We start from the raw sequence: 23,864 nt of genomic DNA, 5'->3' as shown, positions 1-23,864 counted from the left end.
GTGCCATATTATCCCAAGCTATTTGTTGTTAGTTCAGTTAACGTGATTTTTGTGATTAAACAATCTTGTTCACCAGAACGGTCTTTATTCCACGGTGACAGATTTGGCCAAATTTCTCGGTTGATCGACATCATGGCCGCGGGCCACCGCCGTATAATAGGCCAAGAGTTGTAACGGGATCGCCGCCAATACCGGGGCTAAAAGGGGTTCCTCGATCGGTACCGCTATGCGGTGGTCAATAGGGAGAGTAGGAGGCAACCAATCATCAACGATTCCCCACACTTCAGCACCGCGGGCTTTCACTTCCAAAATATTTGATACCGTCTTATCCGCTACTTCCCGTTCCGTCACAATCGCCACGACCGGAGTGCCTTCTTCAATTAATGCTAAGGTCCCGTGTTTGAGTTCGCCCGCCGCATACGCTTCGGCATGTAAATACGAGATTTCCTTAATCTTCAGCTGTCCTTCCATCGCTAAGGCATAATCAAGCCCGCGGCCAATATAAAACACATCATGCATCTTAGCCAATTTCGCCGCCATACCTTGAATCCCTTGGTTCATCCGCTCGAGCACTTTATGTCCTAATAATGGTAACTGTAACATGCGCCGGACCAGATCCGGTCGAGGATTCCCGCGCACTTGGGCGAGTGCTAAAGCTAGCAGCGTCAAAACCAGAATTTGGGTTGTATAGGCTTTAGTCGATGCTACCGCAATTTCTGGTCCGGCTAAGGTGTAAGCCACCGCATCGGATTCCCTGGCCACTGTTGACCCAACCGTATTGGTTATACTATAGGTAAATACGCCTTGCTCGTGGGCCATCCGCAAGCAAGCCAAGGTGTCTGCCGTTTCTCCAGATTGAGATATGGCTAATACCATGGTGTCCTTATCTAATATCGGATGAGCATAACGAAATTCGGAGGCGACATCAACATTGACGGGAACCCGCGCCAACCGTTCGATTAAAGATTTTCCGATTAATCCTGCGTGGTAGGCGGTCCCGGCCGCAACAATTTGAATCCGTTGCAACCTCGTCAATAACTCGGGTGTCAATCCTATTTCTTTGGCGACCACCTGGTCTTCATGAATGCGCCCTAAAAGGCAGTCTCCCCAAACATCGGGCTGCTCCATAATTTCTTTTAACATAAAGTGCGCATAGCCACCGCGTTCCGCTTGCTTAATATCCCAATCCACGGTAATAACAGGACGAGTAATCATATCCCCCGCCAAATTCGTAATGGTCACAGAACGCGGGGTAACCACAGCCATATCGCCGTTTTCTAGAATTTGAGCGCGTTTGGTCGCCGCTAAAAAGGCACTAAAGTCCGAAGCCAAATAATTGGCGTCCTCGCCCAATCCAATAATTAAAGGACTCGTGCGCCGCACAGCCACAATCCGGTCAGGATGCCTCGAAGAAATTGCTAAAAAGGCATAGGCCCCTTCTAATCGACTTTCTGCTTTGCGCACGGCTCCTTCTAAATCCTCAGCCCCACCATATTCTTCTAACAAGTGAGGGATGACTTCGGTATCGGTTTCTGATTGAAACACATGGCCTTTCGCAATTAATTCTTCACGCAGGGCCTGGAAATTTTCAATAATGCCATTGTGAACCGTTGCAATTTCTCCCCGGCAATCGGTATGCGGATGTGCATTTTCATCCGTTGGCCGCCCATGCGTGGCCCATCTGGTATGCCCGATCCCACAAGGAACTCCCGACGGTAAGGAGGCCAATAATTCGCCCAAGGCCGCAAGTTTTCCGCGAGTCTTCTGAATAGCAATGCCCGATGAGGCAGCCAACGCAATACCCGCCGAATCATAGCCTCGATATTCCAAACGTTTTAGTCCATTAAAAATAAAGGGGAGGGCATCGTCTTTCTCCCCAACGAATCCTACAATGCCACACACTTGTCATCGCCTCCAATATGATTGGAGTCGGTCCCAACTACACGTTTTTGTGTCGTCTTTACAAACGACCTTTGTTCGTGATTTGACGACTGTCGGGAAGCCGGAGGTCACCCGCCGAAGACTTCGAGATCCCTCACCTCGTCAACCTTTCGTCTCAAACCTACGGTATGTTCCGCTTTCTGTCATTCTCGAACGAAAGGTTCCGGCGCTATTTGGGCCCTATGCAGGTCATGCCTTAGCCGACTCCAAAGCATGCTGCACGACCGATTCTAAACGGTCAGCCCACATTTTAATATCTTGAGGATCACGTCCCTCTACCATAATACGCAACAAAGGCTCTGTTCCGGAAGGCCGGATAAAAACACGCCCATCACGACCTAAACTCTTTTCGGCCTCTTTGACTAATTCAACGAGACCGGGAATACTCTCCCATTCTGCCACGGTCTTTTCAATTCTTACGTTACGCAATATTTGCGGGTAACGTTCCACTGCACGCACAAGTTCCGCTAACGGACGATTTTGTCGGCGAATCTCTGCTAAAAGAGCCAAAGCTGTCAATAATCCATCGCCAGTAGAAGCGTACTGGGCTAAAATCACATGTCCCGATTGTTCACCCCCAAGGACAAAACCCTGCTCCCGCATGCGTTGTGCAACCCAGCGGTCGCCCACGGGTGTGCGTTCGAGCACAATGCCTTCTTTTTCCAGAGCACGTTCGAGACCTAAATTCGACATCACGGTGGCGACGACGGTATTTTGGGCCAACAAGCCTTGTCGCTTGAGACCCGTCGCCAAAACAAACAAAATTTCATCACCGTCTACAATATGTCCTGTATGATCAACAGCAATTAAACGATCGGCATCCCCATCAAAAGCTAAACCTAAATCCCACCGATTCAACAACACTTGTTCTTGCAACGTCGACGGATCTGTGGCTCCGCAACGGACATTGATTAAGGAGCCTTCCGGTTCATTAAACAAAGGATGGACATGCACGCCGAGATTTCGCAAGACCCTTTCTGCCGTCGCACTAGCCGCTCCGTGTCCTAAATCCAGTCCCACATGGAGCTCGGGAATAATTCCCGCAAATAAACTCTCTAAATACCGAAGGTAATGGTCGATAGCTGTTGTCTCATAATGAAACACGCGTCCAATATGAGTGTCACCCAGGGCTGGGAATTGTCCAGATACGACCATCTGCTCGACGAGCGTCTCTTGCTCAATGGGCCATTTTCGTCCTTGCTGATCTAATAACTTGATTCCGTTGTATTGCGGTGGATTGTGCGATGCGGAAATCATCACCCCGGCTTGGCAATCCATTTTTCCGATCAAATATGCCAGAGCCGGAGTCGGTAGCATTCCGACTAACAACACATCGACGCCACTTGCGGTAAATCCGGCTGTTAACGCCGCTTCTAACATCGGGCCCGAAATACGTGTGTCCCGTCCAATCAAAACGCGAGCGCCAGGCCCCAGGGACTCGGCAGCAGCTCTTGCAATGTTCGTGGCTAAATCAATCGTGAGGTCTACATTCGCAATACCCCGAGCCCCATCCGTTCCAAACAACGACATGAACGACAGTCCCTTCAATCCGTTAAATAAACACCTGCTGATACCCTATTATCCCGCTTTGGTAATGGTGACAGTCACGCTAACATCTTGTTGTTTGACTCCGGATACCCCCGAAGGAAACACCAGAGGCACGGCCGCTGATACTGAACTCGTATCTCCGGAGACATTAATCGGAATCGTGTATACTACCGAGACCGCATTAATGGCGCTTTGGCTGCCAGTAATGGTAATGTTAGATGGCCGCACGCGAATATTCGTAATTTGATAACCTGACGCCGGATGACCACTTAATTTCGCTACCACCCCCACAACTTTTTCCGGCGGGCGCTTTTTGATCGTCGCCGAAGCAGAAATCATGGCTGGCGATACCTGCACATGCTGAACCACGCGATCATCCGCGTTTAAGGGTAACAGAATTACTTGTTCTTGAAAACTTGCGTCTCGGCCTCCTACCGGCACTTCGGCCACCACTTCATGAACCATATTCAAATCTGTGGTAGGCCCTGACAATGTAGCCGTTTGCGTATTACTGGTTAACTGCTGCAACTCATACCCAGGAGCTGGAGAGCCAATAGGGCGCAAATTAATATTCATATGCCTAGTGCCCATCTCGTCCACGACCACTGTCACGTTGTTGGGCACCACATTTACAAAACTTGTTCCCGTGGGAACGGAGACACGGACCGGCAAGGTATACGTTCCCGAATGAGTCAGCCCCTGCATGTCAACAAATGCCGCTATAGCATGGGGATTGACCTGGTTTATGGTTTGCACGGGCCCTTTAATTTCCACAGTGACAGTGTTCGGGTTCATAGACATTACGGTCAGATTAGATTTGGTAGGAGGGGTATATTCCAACGGCACCGGGCCAATGGGACGGTCCGCAACCACTTGGGCATTGGTGGAGGTCACTTGAAACCATAAAAATAACGCGACGACCAGGGAAATAATCTTCAAAATCGTGTCATTTTCCAAAAGACGGTCCATCACGAATTCACACCCCTCCGCCAAATTTTTAAGGGCGCATGAGGTTTGGTGATGAGTAAACGACTTAACATATCCCTTAGGGCCCGGTCATCTAGTCGGCGATATAATTGCCCTTCTACAGCCACAGATATCCATCCGGTCTCCTCAGAAACCGCCACGCTAATCGCATCGGACTGTTCACTAATTCCTATGGCGGCACGGTGACGGCTTCCCAGTTCACTGCCGGGCTGTGCACTATCAGTCAGCGGCAAAAAAGCTGCCGCAGCAATGACCCGGTCCCCGCGAATAATGCATGCCCCATCATGCAATGGGGTATTAGGAACGAAAATGTTCTCTAAAAGCGGCGCGGACACAATGGCTCCAATCGGGGTTCCCGTTGCGGCGTATTCATTCAACCCTGTCGTACGTTCTATTACAAACAAGGCCCCCGTCCGGCTCCGAGAGAGATGATCACAAGCCCTGGCCAGTTCGTCAATGGCCTTGGCCATATCGGTTTCCTCGTGCACCAAAATGCCTTCGGAAAAAAACCGGCCTTGACCAATGTGTTCAAGTGCGCGCCGGAGTTCGGGTTGAAATACAATGGGTAACGCCACCACAAGCATCACCTGAATTTGTTGCAACAGAAAATGTGTCGTGTACAGATGCAGCCAATTGGACACGGGCACCGCAACCAACAAAATGATAATACCTTTGATGAGTTGAACCGCCCGTGTTCCCCGAATGAGTAAAAAGAAGCGATAGAGTCCGTAAGCCACAATGGATATATCGACCACGGATAGGAGCCATGATGACCATGACATATTTTGTACAAATGATAACACCGGTTCCACCCCACTTACTGACTCCAATATCCTGTACCCTTTTAAGCGTACCATATTCTTCACATCAAATCTTTTGGTCACATGGCAAGTCCTTACCAAAACCCGCGTCCATCCTTTACCTGCTATGATAGACTAGCCGGGAGGGGGAAATGACGTGCCATCTATGACCCACGAGAAAGAAGGCGCCCTGCCACACGCTCAGCTCAGTTGGACCAGGGTTGTTCACCGTATTTACCGTGTCGTGACATTATTCGTTGGCATAATCCTCCGGATTGGCTGGGCAGCATTCTGGCAGCGAAATCGTCCCGATAGTCCGGAAAAAGAAGCCTTTTTCGAACAACTTTATACTCGCCAAGCTATGAAATTTCGGCAAACTGCTGAACAACTTGGCGGATTGGTGATTAAGGTTGGGCAATTTTTGTCCAGCCGGGTAGATTTACTGCCAAAACCCTTTATCGACCAACTTCAAGCTCTGCAAGACAATGTCAAAAGTGCCCCCTGGTCCCAGGTTCGTCCTATTCTAGAACAAGAGTTAGGCCCGTTGCATGAATCCTTTCTCATTTTCGATGAAAAACCTCTGGCCGCGGCCTCATTAGGACAAGTCTACCGGGCAGCCCTCCATGACGGCACTGAAGTGGCAGTCAAAGTGCAGCGTCCCTATATTGAGAGCACCGTACAGGCCGATCTCAAAGCTCTTAGTATCGTCGTCAATTTGGCCACGCGTTTTACCCGCTTTGGTCAGGCATTTGACCTGTTTACCGTATTGCGGGAATTTCGGCGCGTCGTAACGGAAGAACTCAACTACCAACAAGAATTGGCCAATACCGAACTCATTCGGCAAGACGTCCGGCACCTTGGTTATGTTATCGTGCCAAAAACATATCCTGAGTACTCCACCAGCCGTGTGTTAACCATGGCATTTCAAGATGGGATTAAAATCAATCAATTGGATGAGCTGAAGCAACATCATATAAATCCTACCGTCGTCGCCGAAGAAGCTATTCATTTATATTTACATATGGTGATGGAATCGGGTATTTTTCACGCGGATCCCCATCCAGGCAACATCCTCGTAACCCATGACGCTAAACTTATTCTTTTGGATTACGGCATGATTGGGATTATTGATCAAGCCTCACGCAAACAAATTCGGCGGCTATTTGTGGCCGTGTCCAAACGCAATGCTTCTGAGCTCCAAGCGAGCATGGAAGCTTTAGGAATGGTTCGCCCTGATGCTGACCGGGCCCAATTGCGCCGGCAGATCCAATACCTGTTAGACCGTTATTACGCCGAAACCTTGGACGAGTTAAAATCACTTGATCTCGTGGCGTTGTTGCGGGATTTTGAAAATTTGTTGCGCACTCAGCCCATTCAAGTTCCCGGACAATTTGCGTTTTTAGGGCGCGCCATCGCCATTTTAGTGGGATTAGCCACCGGCCTTGATCCTGATATCAATCTCGTCGAATTATTTGCACCTTACGCTAAGCGATTCGTCACCGAAGACCGTGGCGGCACATGGGGTTATGCCAAACATGTTGTGATGGATATGACGAAAACGCTCGTGGATCTCCCGGAATTATCTCACCGTATTCTCCAACAAGTCGAAAATGGCGAGTTAGAAGCGAAGGTCGAATGGAAACAAGGAACCTCCCAATTACATTATCTATACCGGGGAATTCGAGGCCTTATTCAGTCGATTTATGTCATCGGGTTTTCGCTGATGGCCACTATGCTACTCATTCATCATTATGATTTCCTGAGCGGCGGATTCTATCTTTTGGCGTTTTTTGCTTTTTTATATGGGACGCTTTTTCATGGGCGCCACCTCCCCTAATATCAATCCGCCTCATCATCATCATGTAATCCCCTAACACGTATTCCTGGCCCATACGACATAAATTTTCTTCTCTTGGGGCACGCTCACCAAAGACAACACTCGAGGAGTGAGAAACGTGTTTTGGCAAATCTTTGGTGCGAGCCTCTTAGCCTTGGCGCTTTTTAGCATAGTGGTGGCTTTTTTGATGCCCACATTAGAAAAAGCCTTATTTAATTATTTATCGGATCAAGCCTTACAAAAAGTCATGAAGAGCCGGTATATGACCAGTCTCACCTCAGCATGGTCTTTATTGCGCCGGGCCAACCCGCAAATTTTCTTGGAAAATTCGCTCAGAGCCACGCAAGATCAAGCCATTGGTCGCCCCATGGGCACGCCGTTAGTTTTTTCGCATTGGGAAAATCTCGTCTTCAATCCGGCACAACTGGCGCATATCCCTACCCGGCGTCGCGAAGAGGTAGAACTCAAAACAGTGATTGGGCCCAAAACAGCGCGTCCCCTTATCACGGATATTCCGATCCTGATTGCCGCCATGAGTTATGGCGGTGCCCTGTCAATGAAAGCCAAAATAGCCTTGGCCCTGGGGGCCAACATGGCCGGAACGGCCACCAATACCGGCGAATCCTATCTTCCTGAAGAACGCGATGCGGCCAAGCGGCTTATCGTTCAATATCACCGTGGCACCTGGCCTCTTTCGGCCCAAAACCATCCGGAATATTTGGAATCAGCCGATGCGATTGAAATTCAAATTGGCCAGGGCGCTCAGGCCGCCAGTGCCATGATCACCAAACATGTAGACCCAGAGATGCAAAAGTATTTTGGTCTCAAAGACGGGGACAAAGCGGTCATTGCTGCGCGCCTGCAGGGAGTGGAAACTCCCCAGGATTTCGTTCGCCTCGTGCACCAGTTAAAAGGGCGCTATAGCGTGCCAGTAGGGGTTAAAATTGCCCCATCGGGATGGCTAGAAGACGACTTGGCTGTGATTTTGGACGCTCATGTCGACTTCATCGTTTTGGATGGTGGTGAAGGAGGAACGCACAGTGGTCCTCCTATCTTGCAGGACGATTTTGGCATTCCCACCATGGCCGCGATTTCCTGGGCTGATCAATTTTTGCGTGAAAAAAACTGCCGTCAGCGGATCACGCTCATTGCTGCCGGCGGTTTAAGAAGCCCAGGAGATTACTTGAAAGCTATGGCACTGGGCGCCGATGCCGTGTATATTGGATATGCTGCTTTAATGGCGCTATCAGCCTATCAAGCGCAAAAAGTGTTGCCCTATGCGCCACCCGAAGACCTTTTATATCACAAAGGTAAACGCCATCATGAATTGGACGTCGATCAAGCAGCGCGGCACTTAGCCCATTTTCTGCGTTCCTCTAGCGATGAACTCCGTTATGGGGTACAGGCGCTGGGCAAAACCAATATTCATGACGTCAACCGGGATGACCTGGTCGCATTAGATCCTTGGACAGCGCAAATAGCGCACGTTAAAAGCCTGATCCAGCCTTGGATCAGCCAAGGAGGTCCTGGTGTCTTTCCCGAAGCTCCGCACTTTCACTTTCGATCGCCCAATGAAGGCGGAAGCCATCCCGTCCACTAGTTAGTCACAAAACGGTGGGGCTTCCGGCGAACGGCGAAGTTTAATGGGCACAACGCCCTCCGCCACGCTCACGCCAAGAATAATCAAGACAGCCCCGCAAGCTTCCATGAGATTCATGGCCTCATCCAGCACCAACCAGCCGGCGATGGCGGCTATGACCGGGATTAAATACAGATAAAGGCTGGCTTTGCCTCCCCCTACCGCCATTACGGCGTTTTGCCAAAGCGACAGGCCCATAATGGTCACAAATATTACGGTATAGCCTAAAGGAATGATCACAACCGGATGCATGGGTATCAAGCCATGCCACGATATGAACGGCATGATTCCCACTGTGCCAAAAAGACTCATCCAGCCGGTTAAGGCAATACCTTTAACCGGCACATGAAATTTGTCGGTCAAAATCGTGAATAAAGCCCACAAGAAGGCAGCTAACAGCGCCAGGCTGTCTCCCAACAATGAACCGCTACGCGACGCTCCGACCAATAAGGCAACACCAACAAGGGAAATGCCTGCCCCCAGGAACATTTGCGGACCGGAGGGACGCAGTTTTAATAGGCGCTGACCGACTAACGTCATCAAAGGGGAAACATCAAAGAGAAAAGCCACATTAGCAGCTAAAGTGTCATGCAAAGCCGTGGTAAATGCCCACTGATACAATGATACCCCAGTGAAACCTAGTAAAGCTACTTGCCCATATTGACGCCACTCCCCAGGCCGTGCTCTGAGCATCCAAGGCAAGGTAATGATCGTGGTAGCCAAAAACCGCCAAAAAACAAAATCAGCCGGGGGAAAATGCCCCACGCCGATTTTGGTGATGACATAATTGAGCCCCCAGCTTAATACCACCAGGGACATGCCGATATAAAATCCCCGACGGTTCATAAACGATTCGGAGCCTTCTGCCCCACGAAATACGATAAGGCTTGCATCTCCAATGTGAGATCAATCGGTTGCACAAAAACTTCAGGATGCCTGGTACAGACCGCAACGGGGGCAAAATTCAAAATGGCACGAACGCCCGCCTCGTCCAGCCGGTCGGCAACCAAGACCGCCGCTTCTTTGGGAACCGTCAACACGCCGATGCCAATATCTAGTTCGTGCACCAACTCTTCTAACCGCTCGACTGGCTCAACTCGCAAAGAGCCTACTTGCGTTCCAATGATAGCCGGGTTATTGTCGACCAACGCCATAATTTTGACATCTTGATGGCCTTGATCCACATAACGCACAAGAGCGGTCCCTAAATGCCCCGCTCCTACAACAATGGCACGTACACCCTGGTCTAATTTGAGTATGCGGTAAATTTCATCACGCAGAGCGCTTACATCATACCCCACACCCCGGGTCCCAAACGCTCCAAAATAGGCCAGATCTTTACGAACCTGCTCAGACGAATAACCCGTAGCCTGACCTAACATGACTGATGTCACACGTTCTTCTTCACATTCGGTAAGCCAGCGCAAATACGCAGGCAGGCGTCGAATGGCCGCATCGGGAATCCGTTGCAAGACGATCGCTCCTTATTGCCAGTCCCCATCAATACTCTCGAGCCAAGACAAACTCTGCCAGTTCTTCTAATGCTCGTTGGGCAGGGCCACTGGGCAATTGCCGGCACATTTCCAGGGCCTTATCGATATGATGACCCGCTTGAGTCTTCGCATATTGTAAGGCTCCGCTCTTCTCCAAGAGATGCCTGAGTTCTTCTACTTGGTTTTCGGGATGCGGACCAGATAAGATTTTTTGTACCTGGCTTCCCACACGCTCTTGCCGCAAAGCGTAGATAATGGGCAATGTGTAGACTCCCGCTGCCACATCTTCCCCCACAGCTTTTCCTAAGGTCTCCGGATTCGCCAACCAGTCTAAGAGATCATCCACAACTTGATACGCTAAGCCGATATGATGACCATACTGGCCGAGCAATGTTTCCACACGTTCCGGAACTCCCGTGGCAAGGGCGCCTAACCGACAACTGGTCTCGAGAAAAAATCCGGTTTTGGCTTCTATACGCCGCCAGTAGGCTTCTTCCGTAGCAACTTGACCATGATCCATGTTCTGATAAATTTCACCAACGCACATCACATGAACAACCTTGGCGGCTATATCCACAATAGCTAAATCTCCCGCCGAAGAAAAGAGGCGAAAAGCCAAAGCAAAAAGAAAATCTCCCGCTAAAACGGCAATCGTATTATTAAATTGGGTACGAACAGCCGGCATACCCCGCCGCATCGCCGCATCGTCAATAATATCGTCGTGAACAAGCGTGGCCATATGAATCATTTCCACGGCCGTAGCCACTTCGATGAGCTTTTGCAACCGGGCAGCGGATAATTCCGTTCCAAACTGCCCGGCTAAAAGCACCAACGCTGGTCGTAGCCGTTTACCACTAGCCACCAGAAGATATTGGGCGACATTTTCTATGAGTTCATTGCCCGTCAAGAGCTGTTCTTCCAACAAGCTATTAACCTGACGGAGATAGGGTTCGACCAACGAAAAAAACTCCAAAATAATCTCCTCTCTACCTGAGAAGGGTGTGAAATAAGCGCCACTTATCTTCACAATTTTAACACACCATAAGATGTTCTTAATCGAATTCTCATTTAATGAAGCCAGAAAAAGTTGGCAGATTGATTAACCCAGTGAACCACGGGTGTGGGATAAACGCCAAGACCAATCGTTCCAACCAGCGCTACCACGAGGACTACCACTTGTGCCCAATTCACATTCCAGTCAACCATCTCCAAATCGGTTTGCCGGCGTCGGAACATTGCTTGTAAGGGCCTCAAGTAGGCGCCTAGTCCTAAGAAGGTTCCTAGCACCAAACCGATTGCCAATCCTGGTTGATGAGCGAATAGGGCGGCTTGCAACAAATAAAATTTGCCCACGAATCCTCCGGTGAGAGGAATGCCCACAAATGATAACATAAAAACAATGAATAAAGCGGCTGCCCACGGTTTTTGACGCACGAGACCGTGTAAATCGTTAATCGTGACGGTCTCTTTCTCTGAACCCATCATAGTTAAAATAGCGAAAGCACCAATCACGGCCAGCCCATAAGGTAAGAGATAAAATAGCATGGCCCGGGCCCCGACCACATTGTGCACAGCCACCCCAATCAATAAAAATCCCGCATGACCAATACCCGAATATCCAAACAGCCGTTTTAAATCATTTTGGGGCAAGGCCAAAAGGTTACCTACAATCATCGTTAAAAGGGCCAAATATCCTAAAACCGGTCCCCAATTTTGGGGTGACATATAAAATCCATACGCTAAGAGGCGGAGTAAAATGACTGCCGCTCCTACCTTGGTTCCAAAAGCCATAAAACTCGTAACAGGCGTCGGTGAACCTTCGTAGACATCCGGAACCCACATATGGAAGGGCACAATTCCCAGTTTAAAGAGCAAGCCCACGAGCGTTAACATCAGCCCTGCTGCCAATAATGGCGAATTGCTATTAACTGAAGAGGCAAAATCAATGAAATTCATCGTGCCCGCTGCCCCATAGATTAAGGCCAATCCAAACAAAAGAATACCGGAAGAAAAAGCGCCCAGTAATAAATACTTTAACCCGGCTTCGCCTCCTAAGGCAGTTCGGTGTGAGGCCGCTAAAACGTATAATGGAAGGGACAAGACTTCAATTCCTAAGAACAGCGAAATCAAATTGGCCGCCATCCCTAGACTCATCATTCCCAGTGCGGCAATCAGCACCAAAATAGGAAATTCATCATGGTCTTGCTCCCCGGTCCATCCTAACAATAATGTGGAGCCGGCCGCGATGAGGACCAAAATATTCACAAACAAACTGTAGTTGTCAACGGTTAAACTTTGGTTATAGAACACCATTGGCTTTATATGTTGGGTCCACAAATCAATCGTGGCCCACAGCCCTCCCAGTGTTCCGATTAATGCTACCCAAGAACTCAAAGTGCCACGTTCATGCCGAATCATAGCGGCAATCATCGTCACCAAAATAGTAATGCCGATAATATAGTCCGGTAACAAAGCAGTGGTCGCACTCATAGTCCCTGGCCTCCTTTCGTCGCGATAAGATGCACGGCGTGATATAAAGTTGGAGCAGCATGCGATGTAATTCCCGCGGGCCAGACTCCTAAGAGCACAATTAAGAGCGCTAATGAGGCTATATAACTGACTTGCAAAACGGACATATCGGTAATGGGAGCTGCTCTATGCTGCGCCTGCATGACCCCTTGGAACAGGCGGATCATGTACCATGCGGCCACCACCAAAACGATAGCGGCAATAATGGCAAATACCAGGTCATGACCTACTAGTCCTTGGATAATAAGATACTCTCCAACAAAGCCTGGCAATCCCGGCAACCCCAACGCCGCTAAGGCGAAGAATAAAAAGTAGGCGGCAAGCCTCGGGGCGTCCTCGTTAAGACCACCTAATACTTTGATATCTCGGGTCTTAGTCCGTTCTTCCACAAATCCTAGAACAATAAATAGACCCCCAACGATGAGTCCATGAGCGACCATCAAAAATGTGGCCCCTAAAATGCCCGCGGTCGTCAACGAAAACACGCCCAGCGCCATCATGCCCATATGAGACAGGGACGAATACGCACTAATCATTTTCATATCTGTCTGCCGAAGAGCCATGAACCCGCCATAAACCAGTCCAATGACGGCAAAGATTAAGAGTCCCACCTGATAATGCTGCATTTGCGGCATAAATATCGGCAACATGATGCGAAGAAACCCGTAAATCCCTGCTTTAGACATCACACCGGACAGCAATGCCGTAACGGGAGGTGGCGCCTCTCGGTAACTGTCCGGCATCCATCCATGAAATGGCCACAAGGGCGCTTTAATGGCAAATGCTATGAAGAAGCTGGCAAAGACCCATGGCGCCACGACAGGGTTCATGGTCAAGTTCCCCAGTTGATTAATTTCGAAGGTCAAGGAACCAAACGGTGCAGCGTGAATGACCGCCACGGCCACAATCCCAATCAGCATAAATAAGCTGCCGACTAAATTCATGATTAACCATTTCATGGCGGCCCCACGTCCTTGAGGACCCGAATATCCCGTCAGCAAGAAAAAGATGGGGATCAAAATCACTTCCCAAAACACGTAAAATAACACGAGGTCTAATGATTCAAAGAGCCCAATCGTTCCAAATTCCAAGAACACTAGCCAGAAAAAATAGGCTCTGCCAAAGGAAGAAGACGACGCCAATATCGCCATAAGGGTTAAGACCGCTGTGAGTCCAATAAGAAACATCGACAGCCCATCAGCACCCAAGTGAAAACGCACGCCCCAAGAGGGAATCCAGGAGCGATTCAATGCCATAGGCCCATGAATCAATAAGATGAGAAATGCAATCAGTTCAATAAAACTCACGATAATGCTGAGCCCTTTGGCCAAACGGTTGCCGCTAAATAGCACAACAAAGCTGCCAATTAGCGGAATAGCCATCAACCACACTAAAACCATTACCTAGCCTCCTCACCTTTTTTGCACTGTCAGCCTCAGATGTCATCCATCACACACGGATAAGATAGTAGGCCAGCAATGCACCTAATCCCACCATGATGGACAGGGCGTAACGCCTGACATATCCGCTTTCTAAGGGACGCAAGTCTTCGGCCCAGTCCCATACCAAGGTACCAATCCCTTTTACTGTCCCTAAAATCCCGCTCTCTAATTGGCGGACGCCATTGCCAATCATCTTGAAGGGCACCACGACCAAATACATCCACATGCTATCGACATACCAGGCGTTATACGCCCATAACCCCACACCCTTTTCTGTGGCCGCGTTGGTTGGGGTTTCCTTGCGAATGTATAAAGCGTAGGCGATGATAAAGGCAATCACAGCCAAGCCCACCGTAAAAGCCGTGGTCCAAAAGGGGCCTTGTTCAAGACTGGCATGGGGTGCGCCCAAATACTGATGAAAGGTAGGTGACAACCACCCGTTCAGCCACGATCCCAAAAACCCGCCAATGACCGCTAAAATCGCTAAGATTACGACGGGAATCGTCATCACTAAAGGCGCTTCATGAGCATGATCATATAAAGATGCATCCCGTGGTTTTCCAAAGAACGTCAAGAAGAAGAGACGAAACATATAAAATGTGGTCATGCCTGCTGCAATAGCGCCAACCAACCATAAAACCGGATGCCCGAGATTAAAGGCCTCTCCTAAAACCGCTTCTTTTGAATAAAATCCGGAAAACGGCGGAATCCCAGAGATAGCCAAAGTTCCGGCGAGAAACGACCATGTAGTCCACGGCATTTTCCGCCATAATCCCCCCATCCGGTTCAAATCCTGCTCACCAGCCAACGCATGAATGACACTGCCTGCACCCAAGAATAAGAGGGCTTTGAAGAAGGCATGCATCATAAAGTGAAAAACACCAGCCGTATAAGCACCCACTCCGACTCCTAGAAACATGTACCCGAGTTGGCTGACTGTCGAGTATGCCAATACCTTTTTAATATCCCGCTGAAAAATGGCACTACTTGCGGCCAAAATCGTCATGAACGTCCCAATTGCCGCAACAATATAAGCCATCGTCGGAGCCACCCGTAAAAGCGGGTATAGTCTTGCCATCAAGTAAACGCCAGCCGTGACCATGGTGGCAGCGTGAATGAGTGCAGATACCGGCGTTGGCCCTTCCATCGCGTCGACCAACCACATGTGTAAAGGAAACTGTGCCGATTTGGCCATGGCCCCAATATAAAGCAGGAAGGCTGTCCATTCAAAAAAGGCTGAGGAATGCGATGCGTCAAATATTCGAAAGAGACCCGGGTAAGACACTGTGTGAAAGTGGGCATATAACAGCGCCAGTCCCACTAAGATACCGGCATCCCCCAAGGTATTCATCACAAAGGCCTTTTTGGCCGCGCGCACTGCTGAGGGACGGTAATACCAAAATCCGATGAGAAGATAAGACGCCAATCCCACTAATGCCCAACCAATAAGCAAAATCAGCAGGTTTCCCGCTAAGACCAACAAAAGCATGGAAAAAACAAAGAAGTTGAGATACGAAAAATACCGGTCTTGATGAGGATCATCATGCATGTAGCCTATCGAATAAATGTGAATCAGCATGCCAACACCGGTGATGACGAGTAACCAAACGCCGGACAACGGGTCAAGATAATATCGCCAGTCAATGGCGGGCCCAAACCCGGTCACCCACGGAAAGAAAATACCGGTAATCACGCGGTGGTTTGAAGGCAGTGATGCCAATTTCACATCCATACTAATACTCACCAAGAAACTAATCCCCACGAGCAGGCTTGCCCAAATGCCGGGAAGTTTCTTGGGCATTATTCCTTTAAATACGCCAATGGTTATTGCGCCAAACAAAGGCAATAGCACAATTTCCGCCACACCTTGCATATCCGCCGCTCCTTACTGGACACTCGTTTAGTCTGTTGTGTCCGCTATCATTAGTCCATTTAACCTTTCAGACGGGAAATTTCATCAATATCCAAGCGATGCCGTTTATGATAGACACTGACAATAATTGCCAACCCTATCCCCACTTCGGCAGCCGCTGTTGCGATAATCAAAAAGGCCATAACTTGTCCATTCATGTCATGAAGTTCCCGGGCATAAGCAACAAAAGCCAATGCTGCGGCATTCCACATCATTTCTGACGCCATGAACATAATGAGAGGATTGCGCCGAAACATGACACCAATGGCGCCAATCGCAAAGATAATGCCCGCTAAGGCCACAACCCAATTGCTATAGATCATGAGCCCGTTCCCTCCTGCTCTTTTTTGTTGCTGAGGTTTTTGCTCTGTTCTTTGGCTTGGGATGCTTCCATTTGAGCTCGACGCCGCCTTGGCGGATTCAATACCAATACGCCTAAGGCCGCCGACACCAGCATAATGGCGACCGCAATTAAGAAGAGAAAATCGGGGCCCCATAATAAGCGGCCAATTCCCGTAAGATCTCCAAAATGGGCAGGCAAGGGAGCATGAATCGCTGATCCCGGATACTTAATAGCTAAAGCGACGAGGATGACGCCCACAACAATCGACAAAACCCCCGCCGTGAGCCGTTGCCCGGGCAAATCCTCGGGGAGTTCTCGCTCTTCTTTACCCGCTGTTAAAAGCGTAACCACAAAGAGGAAGAGAACCATAATGGCGCCGGCGTACACAATAACTTGAGCAGCTGCCAAAAATTCCGCTTTTAAGATCAAGTACAAGAGCGCCAACGACAAAATATTTCCGACAAGATATAACGCACTGTGAACAGGTTGACGTGCTGTGACAACCCCAATGGATGCTGCAATAGCCAATATGGCCAATATGCCTATGCCGACCATGTGCCGAAATCACCTCATTTTCTGACTGGCGGATGGAGTAGTTCTTCTTTGTCTGCAATCATATCTAGACGGTCTGAGGCCGCTAATTCGTTAAAGGGAGTCAGCCTGACCGCATTCGTCGGGCATGCCTCCTCACACATCCCACAGAAAATGCATCGAATTAAATCGACTTCATAATCGACCGCATAGCGATTGGTCCACGAGATCGCTTTGCCTTCTGGTGCTTCGGCCGCCACCACGCGAATTGCATGAGCCGGGCATACCGCTTCACATAACCCACACCCCACACACAGTTCATGCCCGTCGGCATCTTTGGCGAGCATGTGCTTACCGCGAAAACGGGGGGAGTATTCCCGGCGTTTTTCGGGGTACTGGATGGTATCACGAGGTTCGCCTAAAGCCTTAAACGTGGTGCCAAGCCCCTTCGCTAATGCCTTAATCCCTTCCAACATGGATGAGTCCCTCCTTTGAATTTGAATTGTTGCATTTTGCGTTTTGAGTTTGAATTTGTTAACAGATGGCGCGTAATGCAGTGTCCTCGGAGCTTAGAGCATCTCAAGCATATAAGTTCTAGATCACACCGGAAACAAATGCCGCCGTCGCTAGAAAGTAGACAAACGACACGGGAACCAGAAACTTCCAACCAAATGACATCAGTTTGTCATAGCGAAAGCGGGGAAATGTAGCGCGAATCCAGATAAAGATAAAGATTGATACCCCAACCTTCAACAAAAACCAAATAATTGGGGGCAAGAAACTAGGACCTAGCCAACCTCCAAAAAACAGGGTGACCGCAATCCCACTCACCGCAATCATATTGATGTATTCTGCGATATAAAACATGGCAAAACGGAATCCAGAGTATTCGGTATGATACCCGGCAACGAGTTCGGATTCCGCTTCCGGCAAGTCAAATGGGGTCCGGTTGGTTTCGGCAATAGCGGTGGTGTAGTAAATCAAAAACGGAATAAATTCTGGGATAAAGAACCAGCCATGTTCTTTTTGCGCTAGCACAATTCCCTCTAAATTAGCGGTTCCCGCCAGCATTAAGACGCCCAGCACCGAGAGGCCCATTGCTAATTCATAAGAAATCATCTGCGCTGAGGCGCGAATACCTCCCAATAGTGAATACTTGTTCTGAGAAGCCCATCCCCCTAAAACAATGCCATAGATCCCCAAGGAACTAAAGGCAAAGGCAATCAAAAGACCGATAGACGGGTTAGCAATGTCCAAGGAGATGGTGGTTCCAAAGAGATGAATTGGCGCCCCAAAAGGAATTACAGCATCAACCGACAAAGCTGCAAAGAGCGAAAACACCGGCGCCATCCGAAAAACCCATTTATCAGCACCATTGGGCATCAGATCTTCTTTCATTGCCATTTTTAGACCGTCAGCCAATGGCTGCATGAGTCCAAAAGGTCCAACCCGATTGGGTCCGAGACGCAGTTGAAAAAATCCCAACAAACGGCGTTCTAACAGCATGGTATAGGCAAAACCACCCATTAACAAGCCAATCAACAAAATAATCTTGACGACGAGAATAATCAGCTGCAATATCACAGGCTCTTCACCTCCTCACGGCGGCTAAGCTCTTTCACGTCGTGAAGATCGGTAATCCAGTCATAGTGAGAGGTTCTCGGAACCCATAATGTTCGAAGAGGAATCGCATCATCCGGTCTAACGCCTAGCGTCAATGTTCCGGAGGAGGTTATCACATCCACGTATCCACCCTCTTCGGGGATTTGCAAGGCTTTGGCCTCATCCGGATGAATGCGGGCAACAAATGGCGTGAAACGGGGTTCCAGAATTTCAGATGGAATGCCATTTTCAAAAACCCATTCGCCGTGAATGACCCGCCATAGCGACGGATCGTCAGAAGCCACTGGCCGCGTAATGGGTACGACCAGCGATTGCTCTGCATCTTGATTGCGAGGAATTAAATCACCCGCTACGGTGTCAAAGAGATCCCACAAGTCTTCGGTGCCAAAAACCTGCTTAAATAACCGGGCCCAACCCACCAGATACGTTTTTGTTGGGCGAGATTGGCCAGGCGGCTGCACCCCAGCGGCCGCCAAAGCAATGCGCCCTTCCATGTTGACATAGGTTCCTTCCACTTCTCCCCAGGTTGCGACTGGCAGTAACGCGTCGACATAGGGCATATCCAAAGGTGGCCGGATTTGCGCCGAAATGACGTAATCCACAGCCTCTAAGGCCTCCTTTGCCAATGCCTTGTCGGGAAAGTCACGTAATAAGTCTGCGCCCCACAATATCAGCATGCGAATTTCCCCATTTTTGGCTTTCACCAATAAATCCCGCACCGCTTCGTAACGTGTCGGAATGCCGGCCCACTCATATCCGCGCCAGTTCACGGGGCCAAAAGTCGGTAAGATGGCAGTAGGATTTTCGCGCATAGCGCGTAAAGCTGTGAAAATTTGCTCCATCTCCGGATTTTCGCCATCCCATAACAGCGTTAAATACGGCGAATTTAGAAGCGATTCGCCGAACGCTTTTAGTGCATCCGCGGGTACCGGTAACGGATAATCTTTCACCTGTTGCACGAGTGTTTGCGCAATAGGGTCATCGTCTTTGGCCATAAATAATGCTTGAGCAAATAACACCGCTTCATCTTCACTAGGCACAATATAATTTTCTCCCGGTAACGTCGGGCGGGTTAATTTCCTCGGTCCAACCCCTGCGACCTGAAGGGCGGGAAAGTGTTTGTAGCGATCTCGCAATTTGAGATGAACGACAGGCACAGCTTCATAGGGATCAACGCCCACAAAAACCACCGTATGGCTTAGGGCAATATCCTCAAATGTGCCATTTAAACTCATGGGAAGATACCCCGGCACATTGCGGACTGTGGCACATTGCGGACTATGCACAACATCCTGAGCAAATTGTTTGATCCAATACGCTTCCTCAGAGGTAAAATGGCCTCCTAAGATAAAGCCAATGCTGCCGTACCCATATTCCCTGAGCGTTTCCTTCATCCATTCAGCCGTGTCACGCATAGCTTGCGCACTGGATAAGGTTTCACCTTGGACGACAGAATCTAGAACACGCAACGGATGATACCCAAAGTCATAACCAAATCGACCCCGGTCACATAAAAAGCCCCAGTCTCTCTCCGGGATCGGCCGGCCTTCCATCCGGATAATATGACTTTCCCGAGTTGTCATTTTGCTGGCGCAACCGACAGGACATTGGGGACAAATCGTGGTTTGCCGGTCAATATTCCAAGGACGACCTTTATGGTGATACGGCGCAGACAACAAAGCACCCACTGGACACAAGTCAATGACATTCCCAGTAAACACACTGGTTGCTGGTTCATGGTTAACGGTCGTCACGACGGTTTCAACGCCCCGTCCCTCCAACAACAATTGGCCTTCGCCGACATATTCGTTCATATAACGCACACAGCGTTGACACAATACACAGCGTTCTTGATCGATTAACACAAACTCGTTAATGGGCCCATCTTTAACTTTTTGAATCTTGGGCTCTTGAAAGCGTCCCCGGCCCGGACCATATTCGAAGGTATAATCCTGAAGATAACACTCTCCCCCTTTATCACACACTGGACAATCTAAAGGGTGGTTAATTAAAAGAAACTCGAGAACTCCTTTTCGACCTTTTTCAACGGCGTCGCCTTTGGTATGCACAACCATCCCTTCAGCCACCGCCGTGGTACAGCCGGTGACCAGTTTAGGCATTTTCTCCACCTGCACGAGACACATACGACAGGCGCCTAAGGGGCCTAAAGATTGATGATAGCAGTAAATCGGAACGTCAATGCCTAATTTAGCTGCGGCATCGACAATCATCGTGCCTTCAGGCACGGTGACTTCTTGACCATCAATGGTTAACCGTATCATATAATTTCGCTCCCATCGGACATGCGTGTTCAAAGACATGGGCTTCGAACTCGTCACGGAAGTATTTCATGGCACTAACCAGCACACCTAGTGATGCATCACCAAGTGGGCAGAAACATTTTCCGCCGATATTGTCGGCAACATCCAACAGCGTGTCGAGATCGGCAGGTGTGCCCAAACCGTGTTCAATTCGTTCGAGAATATCGGTCATCCAGTACGTTCCTTCTCGGCACGGCGTACACTTTCCACATGATTCTTCCCGGTAAAATTTCACGAGCCTTGCGGTCGCGCCTACGATGCACACCTGATCGTCGAGCACGATACAGCCTCCGGACCCCAACATGGAACCCGCCTGCAAAACCGATTCATAATCCAAGGGCGTGTCCAATTTATCGGGCGTAAGTAGTGGCACTGAGCTTCCGCCTGGAATGACTGCCTTAATCTTGCGGCCCGGCAATACACCTCCGGCATAATCCTCAATCAGGGTGCGAAGAGGGGTGGCAAGCGGAATTTCATAATTGTCTGGACGATTGACGCGTCCACTGACGCTAAATATTTTTAATCCGGGGCTTTTGGCGGTTCCCATCGAGGTGTACCATTCTGCCCCGTAGGTCACAATTGCGGGGATATTAGTGATTGTTTCCACATTATTGACCACCGTTGGACCGCCGTACAACCCTGCAATAGCGGGAAAAGGCGGCTTTAGACGGGGATTGCCGCGCTTGCCTTCAAGGGATTCCAATAAAGCGGATTCTTCTCCACAAATATAGGCCCCCGCGCCCCGGTACACTTTCAGATCCAAAGAAAATCCCGATCCTAGAATGTTTTCCCCGAGAAATCCCTGTTCATATGCTTCTTGCACGGCACGCTTTAGTTGTTCCGAACCAAAGAGAAACTCGCCGCGGCAATAGATATAGGCTTCGCGCGCTTTTGTCGCATAACTGGAAATGATAATGCCTTCAATAAGTTGGTGAGGATTGCGTTCGATAATTTCGCGGTCTTTATAAGTTCCCGGTTCGGCTTCATCAGAATTCACGACTAAATATCGTTTTCGGCCATCATTAGGCAAAAATCCCCATTTCATGCCTGTGGGAAATCCCGCTCCGCCTCGTCCCCTTAGACCCGATTTCTTAACCAACTCCACAAGTTCTTCGGGCTTAAATTCATTTAATGCTTTGCGTAAGGCTTGGTAGCCGCCGTTGGCAAGATACACAGGCATTTGATCAATATCCGGAATTTCCCGGTTGCGTAATAAGTAATATTTCTGACTCACGACTTCACCTCTTTTTCGTCATCGGCCAACAGCGCATCTAATTGAGCGGTATTTACGAGCCCATGGTAGCGCAAGTTGCGCTGGACGACGGGAGCCAGATTGCAGGCGGCGAGGCATTCCGCTTCTAATAACGTATACTCTCCATCGGGTGTGGTCTGACCTTCGGAAATCCCGAGTTTATGCTCCAGCTCTTCCATAACCTTGTCAGCTCCGGCTAATGCACAAGACAATCCGACGCAGACATGAATAACATTCTTACCCACTTTTTCCCGATATAACAACGAATAAAATGAGGCCACGGATTCAACATACTGGGTGGTTAAACCGAGTAGTGAAGCCACGTCCCTTATGGTGTCATCAGACAACCATCCCTCGGCCTGTTGAATCCGGTGTAAAAGGGGCAATAGGCTCGAATTGGCTTCCGGAAACTGTTCTTTGGCTTCTTGAGCCCACTTTATCCATTCAGGCTTCATTTGTCGACATCCCCCAACATTATGTCTATGCTCCCAATAGCCGTAATCACGTCGGCCACAAGCCCGCCCTCACACATCTGCGGTAGGGATTGCAAGTTATAAAATGATGGGGTCCGGGCCCGCCACCGGTAGGGTTTAGATCCACCATCTGACACAATATAAAATCCAATTTCACCCCGCGGGCCTTCGATACCCTGATAGACCTCGCCAGCGGGCACGGGAAATCCCTGCGTCACCAACTTGAACTGATGAATCAACGCCTCCATATTGCCGTAAATCTCCTCTCGGGGAGGCAAGCTGATTTTCCGGTCACTGGTGGTATAAGGTCCTTTGGGTTCAATTTTGTCAATCGCTTGTTCGATGATTTTCATCGATTCGTACATTTCTTCGACACGTACCCAAAAGCGTGCGTACGCATCACATTCCGTGCGAACTGGAACATTAAACTCAAAATCGTCATAGGATGAATAGGGTTCATCTTTTCTCAAATCTAAAGGCATTCCCGTAGCCCGCAAATTCGGTCCTGTCACCGAGAGGGCTAACGCATCCTCCTGGGTCAATACGGCGATGCCTTGCAGACGCTCGTTAATGAGAGGATTGCCATCAAAAAGATGACGATAGGTTTTCATCCACCGCGGAAAATCTTTAATGAAGGCATAAACTTTGTCGTGAAAGCCTTCGGGAAGGTCATAGGCCAGTCCCCCAATTCGGAAATAGCTCGGGTTCATGCGGACGCCTGAGACGGCTTCAATGAGATCTAAAATGACCTCCCGTTCCCGCATGGTATAGAAAAATAAACTCATCGCACCTAAATCCATCACGTGGGTGCCGAGCCAAACTAAGTGGCTGGCCACGCGCGTCAATTCCGCAAATAGGACACGAATATATTGAGCGCGTTTAGGCACTTCGACATTTAGCAATTTTTCCACCGCTAACACATACGCCAAATTATTCGTCATCGGCGCCAGATAATCTAAGCGGTCCGTTATCGTATTACACTGTTGATAAGTTAAATTTTCCGCCGTCTTTTCAAATCCTGTATGCAAATATCCAACCACCGGCTCAGCATGCACCACCCGCTCTCCATCGAGCTCAAGGCGCACGCGGAGTACCCCGTGCGTACTCGGATGCTGAGGCCCTAAATTAATAATCATGGTGTCATTGCCGTCCGAGGTTTCTAGCAATTCAGGCTTTTCAGTGGCCATATCGTC

General features: G+C 49.3%; 20 protein-coding genes. 2 read left to right on the top strand and 18 right to left on the bottom strand.

Annotated features, from left to right (window positions below; all coding sequences use genetic code 11):
- Positions 1-84 precede the first annotated feature (84 nt).
- The 4 genes from glmS to cdaA all read right to left on the bottom strand — a co-directional run bounded on the left by glmS (position 85) and on the right by cdaA (position 5,258).
- Complete coding sequence (gene glmS, locus AOA63_RS00215; RefSeq protein WP_053957828.1) at positions 85-1,902, bottom strand: glutamine--fructose-6-phosphate transaminase (isomerizing); 1,818 nt, start codon at positions 1,900-1,902, stop codon at positions 85-87.
- Positions 1,903-2,130: 228 nt separating this feature from the next.
- Entirely contained in the window at positions 2,131-3,471 is a 1,341-nt protein-coding gene (glmM, locus tag AOA63_RS00210) for a phosphoglucosamine mutase (protein ID WP_053957827.1), read from the bottom strand.
- A gap of 48 nt (positions 3,472-3,519) precedes the next feature.
- Positions 3,520-4,458, bottom strand: coding sequence for a CdaR family protein (locus tag AOA63_RS00205; RefSeq protein ID WP_242848353.1), 939 nt, complete (start codon positions 4,456-4,458; stop codon positions 3,520-3,522).
- Positions 4,458-5,258 (bottom strand): diadenylate cyclase CdaA, encoded by an 801-nt coding sequence (gene cdaA, locus AOA63_RS00200; RefSeq protein ID WP_431607697.1) that lies wholly within the window; start codon positions 5,256-5,258, stop codon positions 4,458-4,460. Before cdaA ends, AOA63_RS00205 begins: the two co-directional genes overlap by 1 nt.
- A gap of 184 nt (positions 5,259-5,442) precedes the next feature.
- Between cdaA and AOA63_RS00195 the strand changes: the two genes are divergently transcribed.
- A complete protein-coding gene (locus AOA63_RS00195) occupies positions 5,443-7,113 on the top strand; it encodes an ABC1 kinase family protein (RefSeq protein WP_053960570.1) in 1,671 nt (556 codons plus the stop codon).
- A gap of 118 nt (positions 7,114-7,231) precedes the next feature.
- The gene (locus AOA63_RS00190) at positions 7,232-8,713 is read left to right on the top strand and encodes an FMN-binding glutamate synthase family protein (protein WP_053957825.1); all 1,482 of its coding nucleotides are present in this window, start codon (positions 7,232-7,234) and stop codon (positions 8,711-8,713) included.
- Here AOA63_RS00190 and AOA63_RS00185 read toward each other — a convergent pair whose 3' ends face one another.
- The 14 genes from AOA63_RS00185 to nuoD all read right to left on the bottom strand — a co-directional run bounded on the left by AOA63_RS00185 (position 8,714) and on the right by nuoD (position 23,858).
- Positions 8,714-9,598: a DMT family transporter gene (locus AOA63_RS00185; protein WP_053957824.1), complete on the bottom strand. Its 885-nt coding sequence runs from the start codon at positions 9,596-9,598 to the stop codon at positions 8,714-8,716.
- Complete coding sequence (locus tag AOA63_RS00180) at positions 9,595-10,224, bottom strand: redox-sensing transcriptional repressor Rex (RefSeq protein WP_053957823.1); 630 nt, start codon at positions 10,222-10,224, stop codon at positions 9,595-9,597. The genes AOA63_RS00185 and AOA63_RS00180 overlap by 4 nt, the downstream gene beginning before the upstream one ends.
- A 28-nt stretch (positions 10,225-10,252) precedes the next feature.
- A complete protein-coding gene (locus AOA63_RS00175) occupies positions 10,253-11,218 on the bottom strand; it encodes a polyprenyl synthetase family protein (protein ID WP_053957822.1) in 966 nt (321 codons plus the stop codon).
- A 95-nt stretch (positions 11,219-11,313) separates the two neighbouring features.
- A complete protein-coding gene (locus tag AOA63_RS00170; RefSeq protein WP_053957821.1) occupies positions 11,314-12,735 on the bottom strand; it encodes an NADH-quinone oxidoreductase subunit N in 1,422 nt (473 codons plus the stop codon).
- Positions 12,732-14,174, bottom strand: a complete 1,443-nt coding sequence (locus AOA63_RS00165) for a complex I subunit 4 family protein (protein ID WP_053957820.1) — start codon at positions 14,172-14,174, stop codon at positions 12,732-12,734. The genes AOA63_RS00170 and AOA63_RS00165 overlap by 4 nt, the downstream gene beginning before the upstream one ends.
- 49 nt (positions 14,175-14,223) lie before the next feature.
- The gene (nuoL, locus tag AOA63_RS00160; RefSeq protein WP_053957819.1) at positions 14,224-16,089 is read right to left on the bottom strand and encodes an NADH-quinone oxidoreductase subunit L; all 1,866 of its coding nucleotides are present in this window, start codon (positions 16,087-16,089) and stop codon (positions 14,224-14,226) included.
- Positions 16,090-16,148: 59 nt separating this feature from the next.
- Entirely contained in the window at positions 16,149-16,451 is a 303-nt protein-coding gene (nuoK, locus tag AOA63_RS00155; RefSeq protein ID WP_053957818.1) for an NADH-quinone oxidoreductase subunit NuoK, read from the bottom strand.
- On the bottom strand, positions 16,448-17,026 hold the full coding sequence (locus tag AOA63_RS00150) for an NADH-quinone oxidoreductase subunit J family protein (RefSeq protein WP_053957817.1): 579 nt from the start codon (positions 17,024-17,026) through the stop codon (positions 16,448-16,450). The genes nuoK and AOA63_RS00150 overlap by 4 nt, the downstream gene beginning before the upstream one ends.
- Positions 17,027-17,040: 14 nt before the next feature.
- Positions 17,041-17,478 (bottom strand): NuoI/complex I 23 kDa subunit family protein, encoded by a 438-nt coding sequence (locus AOA63_RS00145; protein WP_053957816.1) that lies wholly within the window; start codon positions 17,476-17,478, stop codon positions 17,041-17,043.
- Between the two features lie 118 nt (positions 17,479-17,596).
- Positions 17,597-18,586, bottom strand: a complete 990-nt coding sequence (nuoH, locus tag AOA63_RS00140; protein WP_053957815.1) for an NADH-quinone oxidoreductase subunit NuoH — start codon at positions 18,584-18,586, stop codon at positions 17,597-17,599.
- Entirely contained in the window at positions 18,583-20,907 is a 2,325-nt protein-coding gene (locus AOA63_RS00135) for a 2Fe-2S iron-sulfur cluster-binding protein (RefSeq protein ID WP_053957814.1), read from the bottom strand. Before AOA63_RS00135 ends, nuoH begins: the two co-directional genes overlap by 4 nt.
- Complete coding sequence (gene nuoF / locus AOA63_RS00130) at positions 20,888-22,180, bottom strand: NADH-quinone oxidoreductase subunit NuoF (RefSeq protein ID WP_082343631.1); 1,293 nt, start codon at positions 22,178-22,180, stop codon at positions 20,888-20,890. The genes AOA63_RS00135 and nuoF overlap by 20 nt, the downstream gene beginning before the upstream one ends.
- Positions 22,177-22,653, bottom strand: a complete 477-nt coding sequence (gene nuoE, locus AOA63_RS00125; protein WP_053957813.1) for an NADH-quinone oxidoreductase subunit NuoE — start codon at positions 22,651-22,653, stop codon at positions 22,177-22,179. Before nuoE ends, nuoF begins: the two co-directional genes overlap by 4 nt.
- Complete coding sequence (nuoD, locus tag AOA63_RS00120; RefSeq protein WP_053957812.1) at positions 22,650-23,858, bottom strand: NADH dehydrogenase (quinone) subunit D; 1,209 nt, start codon at positions 23,856-23,858, stop codon at positions 22,650-22,652. The genes nuoE and nuoD overlap by 4 nt, the downstream gene beginning before the upstream one ends.
- Positions 23,859-23,864 lie beyond the last annotated feature (6 nt).

It is taken from the genome of Sulfobacillus thermosulfidooxidans (assembly GCF_001280565.1).
In the GTDB taxonomy this organism is placed as follows: Bacteria; Bacillota; Sulfobacillia; order Sulfobacillales; family Sulfobacillaceae; genus Sulfobacillus; species Sulfobacillus thermosulfidooxidans_A.
This window is presented reverse-complemented; position numbering and strand designations above follow the sequence as displayed.

Bases quoted from the DNA above. Each gene is read 5' to 3' on its own strand.
- glmM (WP_053957827.1), bottom strand. From the start codon at position 3,471: ATGTCGTTGTTTGGAACGGATGGGGCTCGGGGTATTGCGAATGTAGAC.
- AOA63_RS00205 (WP_242848353.1), bottom strand. From the start codon at position 4,458: ATGGACCGTCTTTTGGAAAATGACACGATTTTGAAGATTATTTCCCTG.
- cdaA (WP_431607697.1), bottom strand. From the start codon at position 5,258: ATGTCATGGTCATCATGGCTCCTATCCGTGGTCGATATATCCATTGTG.
- AOA63_RS00195 (WP_053960570.1), top strand. From the start codon at position 5,443: ATGACCCACGAGAAAGAAGGCGCCCTGCCACACGCTCAGCTCAGTTGG.
- AOA63_RS00185 (WP_053957824.1), bottom strand. From the start codon at position 9,598: ATGAACCGTCGGGGATTTTATATCGGCATGTCCCTGGTGGTATTAAGC.
- AOA63_RS00170 (WP_053957821.1), bottom strand. From the start codon at position 12,735: ATGAGTGCGACCACTGCTTTGTTACCGGACTATATTATCGGCATTACT.
- AOA63_RS00165 (WP_053957820.1), bottom strand. From the start codon at position 14,174: ATGGTTTTAGTGTGGTTGATGGCTATTCCGCTAATTGGCAGCTTTGTT.
- nuoL (WP_053957819.1), bottom strand. From the start codon at position 16,089: ATGCAAGGTGTGGCGGAAATTGTGCTATTGCCTTTGTTTGGCGCAATA.
- nuoK (WP_053957818.1), bottom strand. From the start codon at position 16,451: ATGATCTATAGCAATTGGGTTGTGGCCTTAGCGGGCATTATCTTTGCG.
- AOA63_RS00150 (WP_053957817.1), bottom strand. From the start codon at position 17,026: ATGGTCGGCATAGGCATATTGGCCATATTGGCTATTGCAGCATCCATT.
- AOA63_RS00145 (WP_053957816.1), bottom strand. From the start codon at position 17,478: ATGTTGGAAGGGATTAAGGCATTAGCGAAGGGGCTTGGCACCACGTTT.
- AOA63_RS00135 (WP_053957814.1), bottom strand. From the start codon at position 20,907: ATGATACGGTTAACCATTGATGGTCAAGAAGTCACCGTGCCTGAAGGC.
- nuoE (WP_053957813.1), bottom strand. From the start codon at position 22,653: ATGAAGCCTGAATGGATAAAGTGGGCTCAAGAAGCCAAAGAACAGTTT.
- nuoD (WP_053957812.1), bottom strand. From the start codon at position 23,858: ATGGCCACTGAAAAGCCTGAATTGCTAGAAACCTCGGACGGCAATGAC.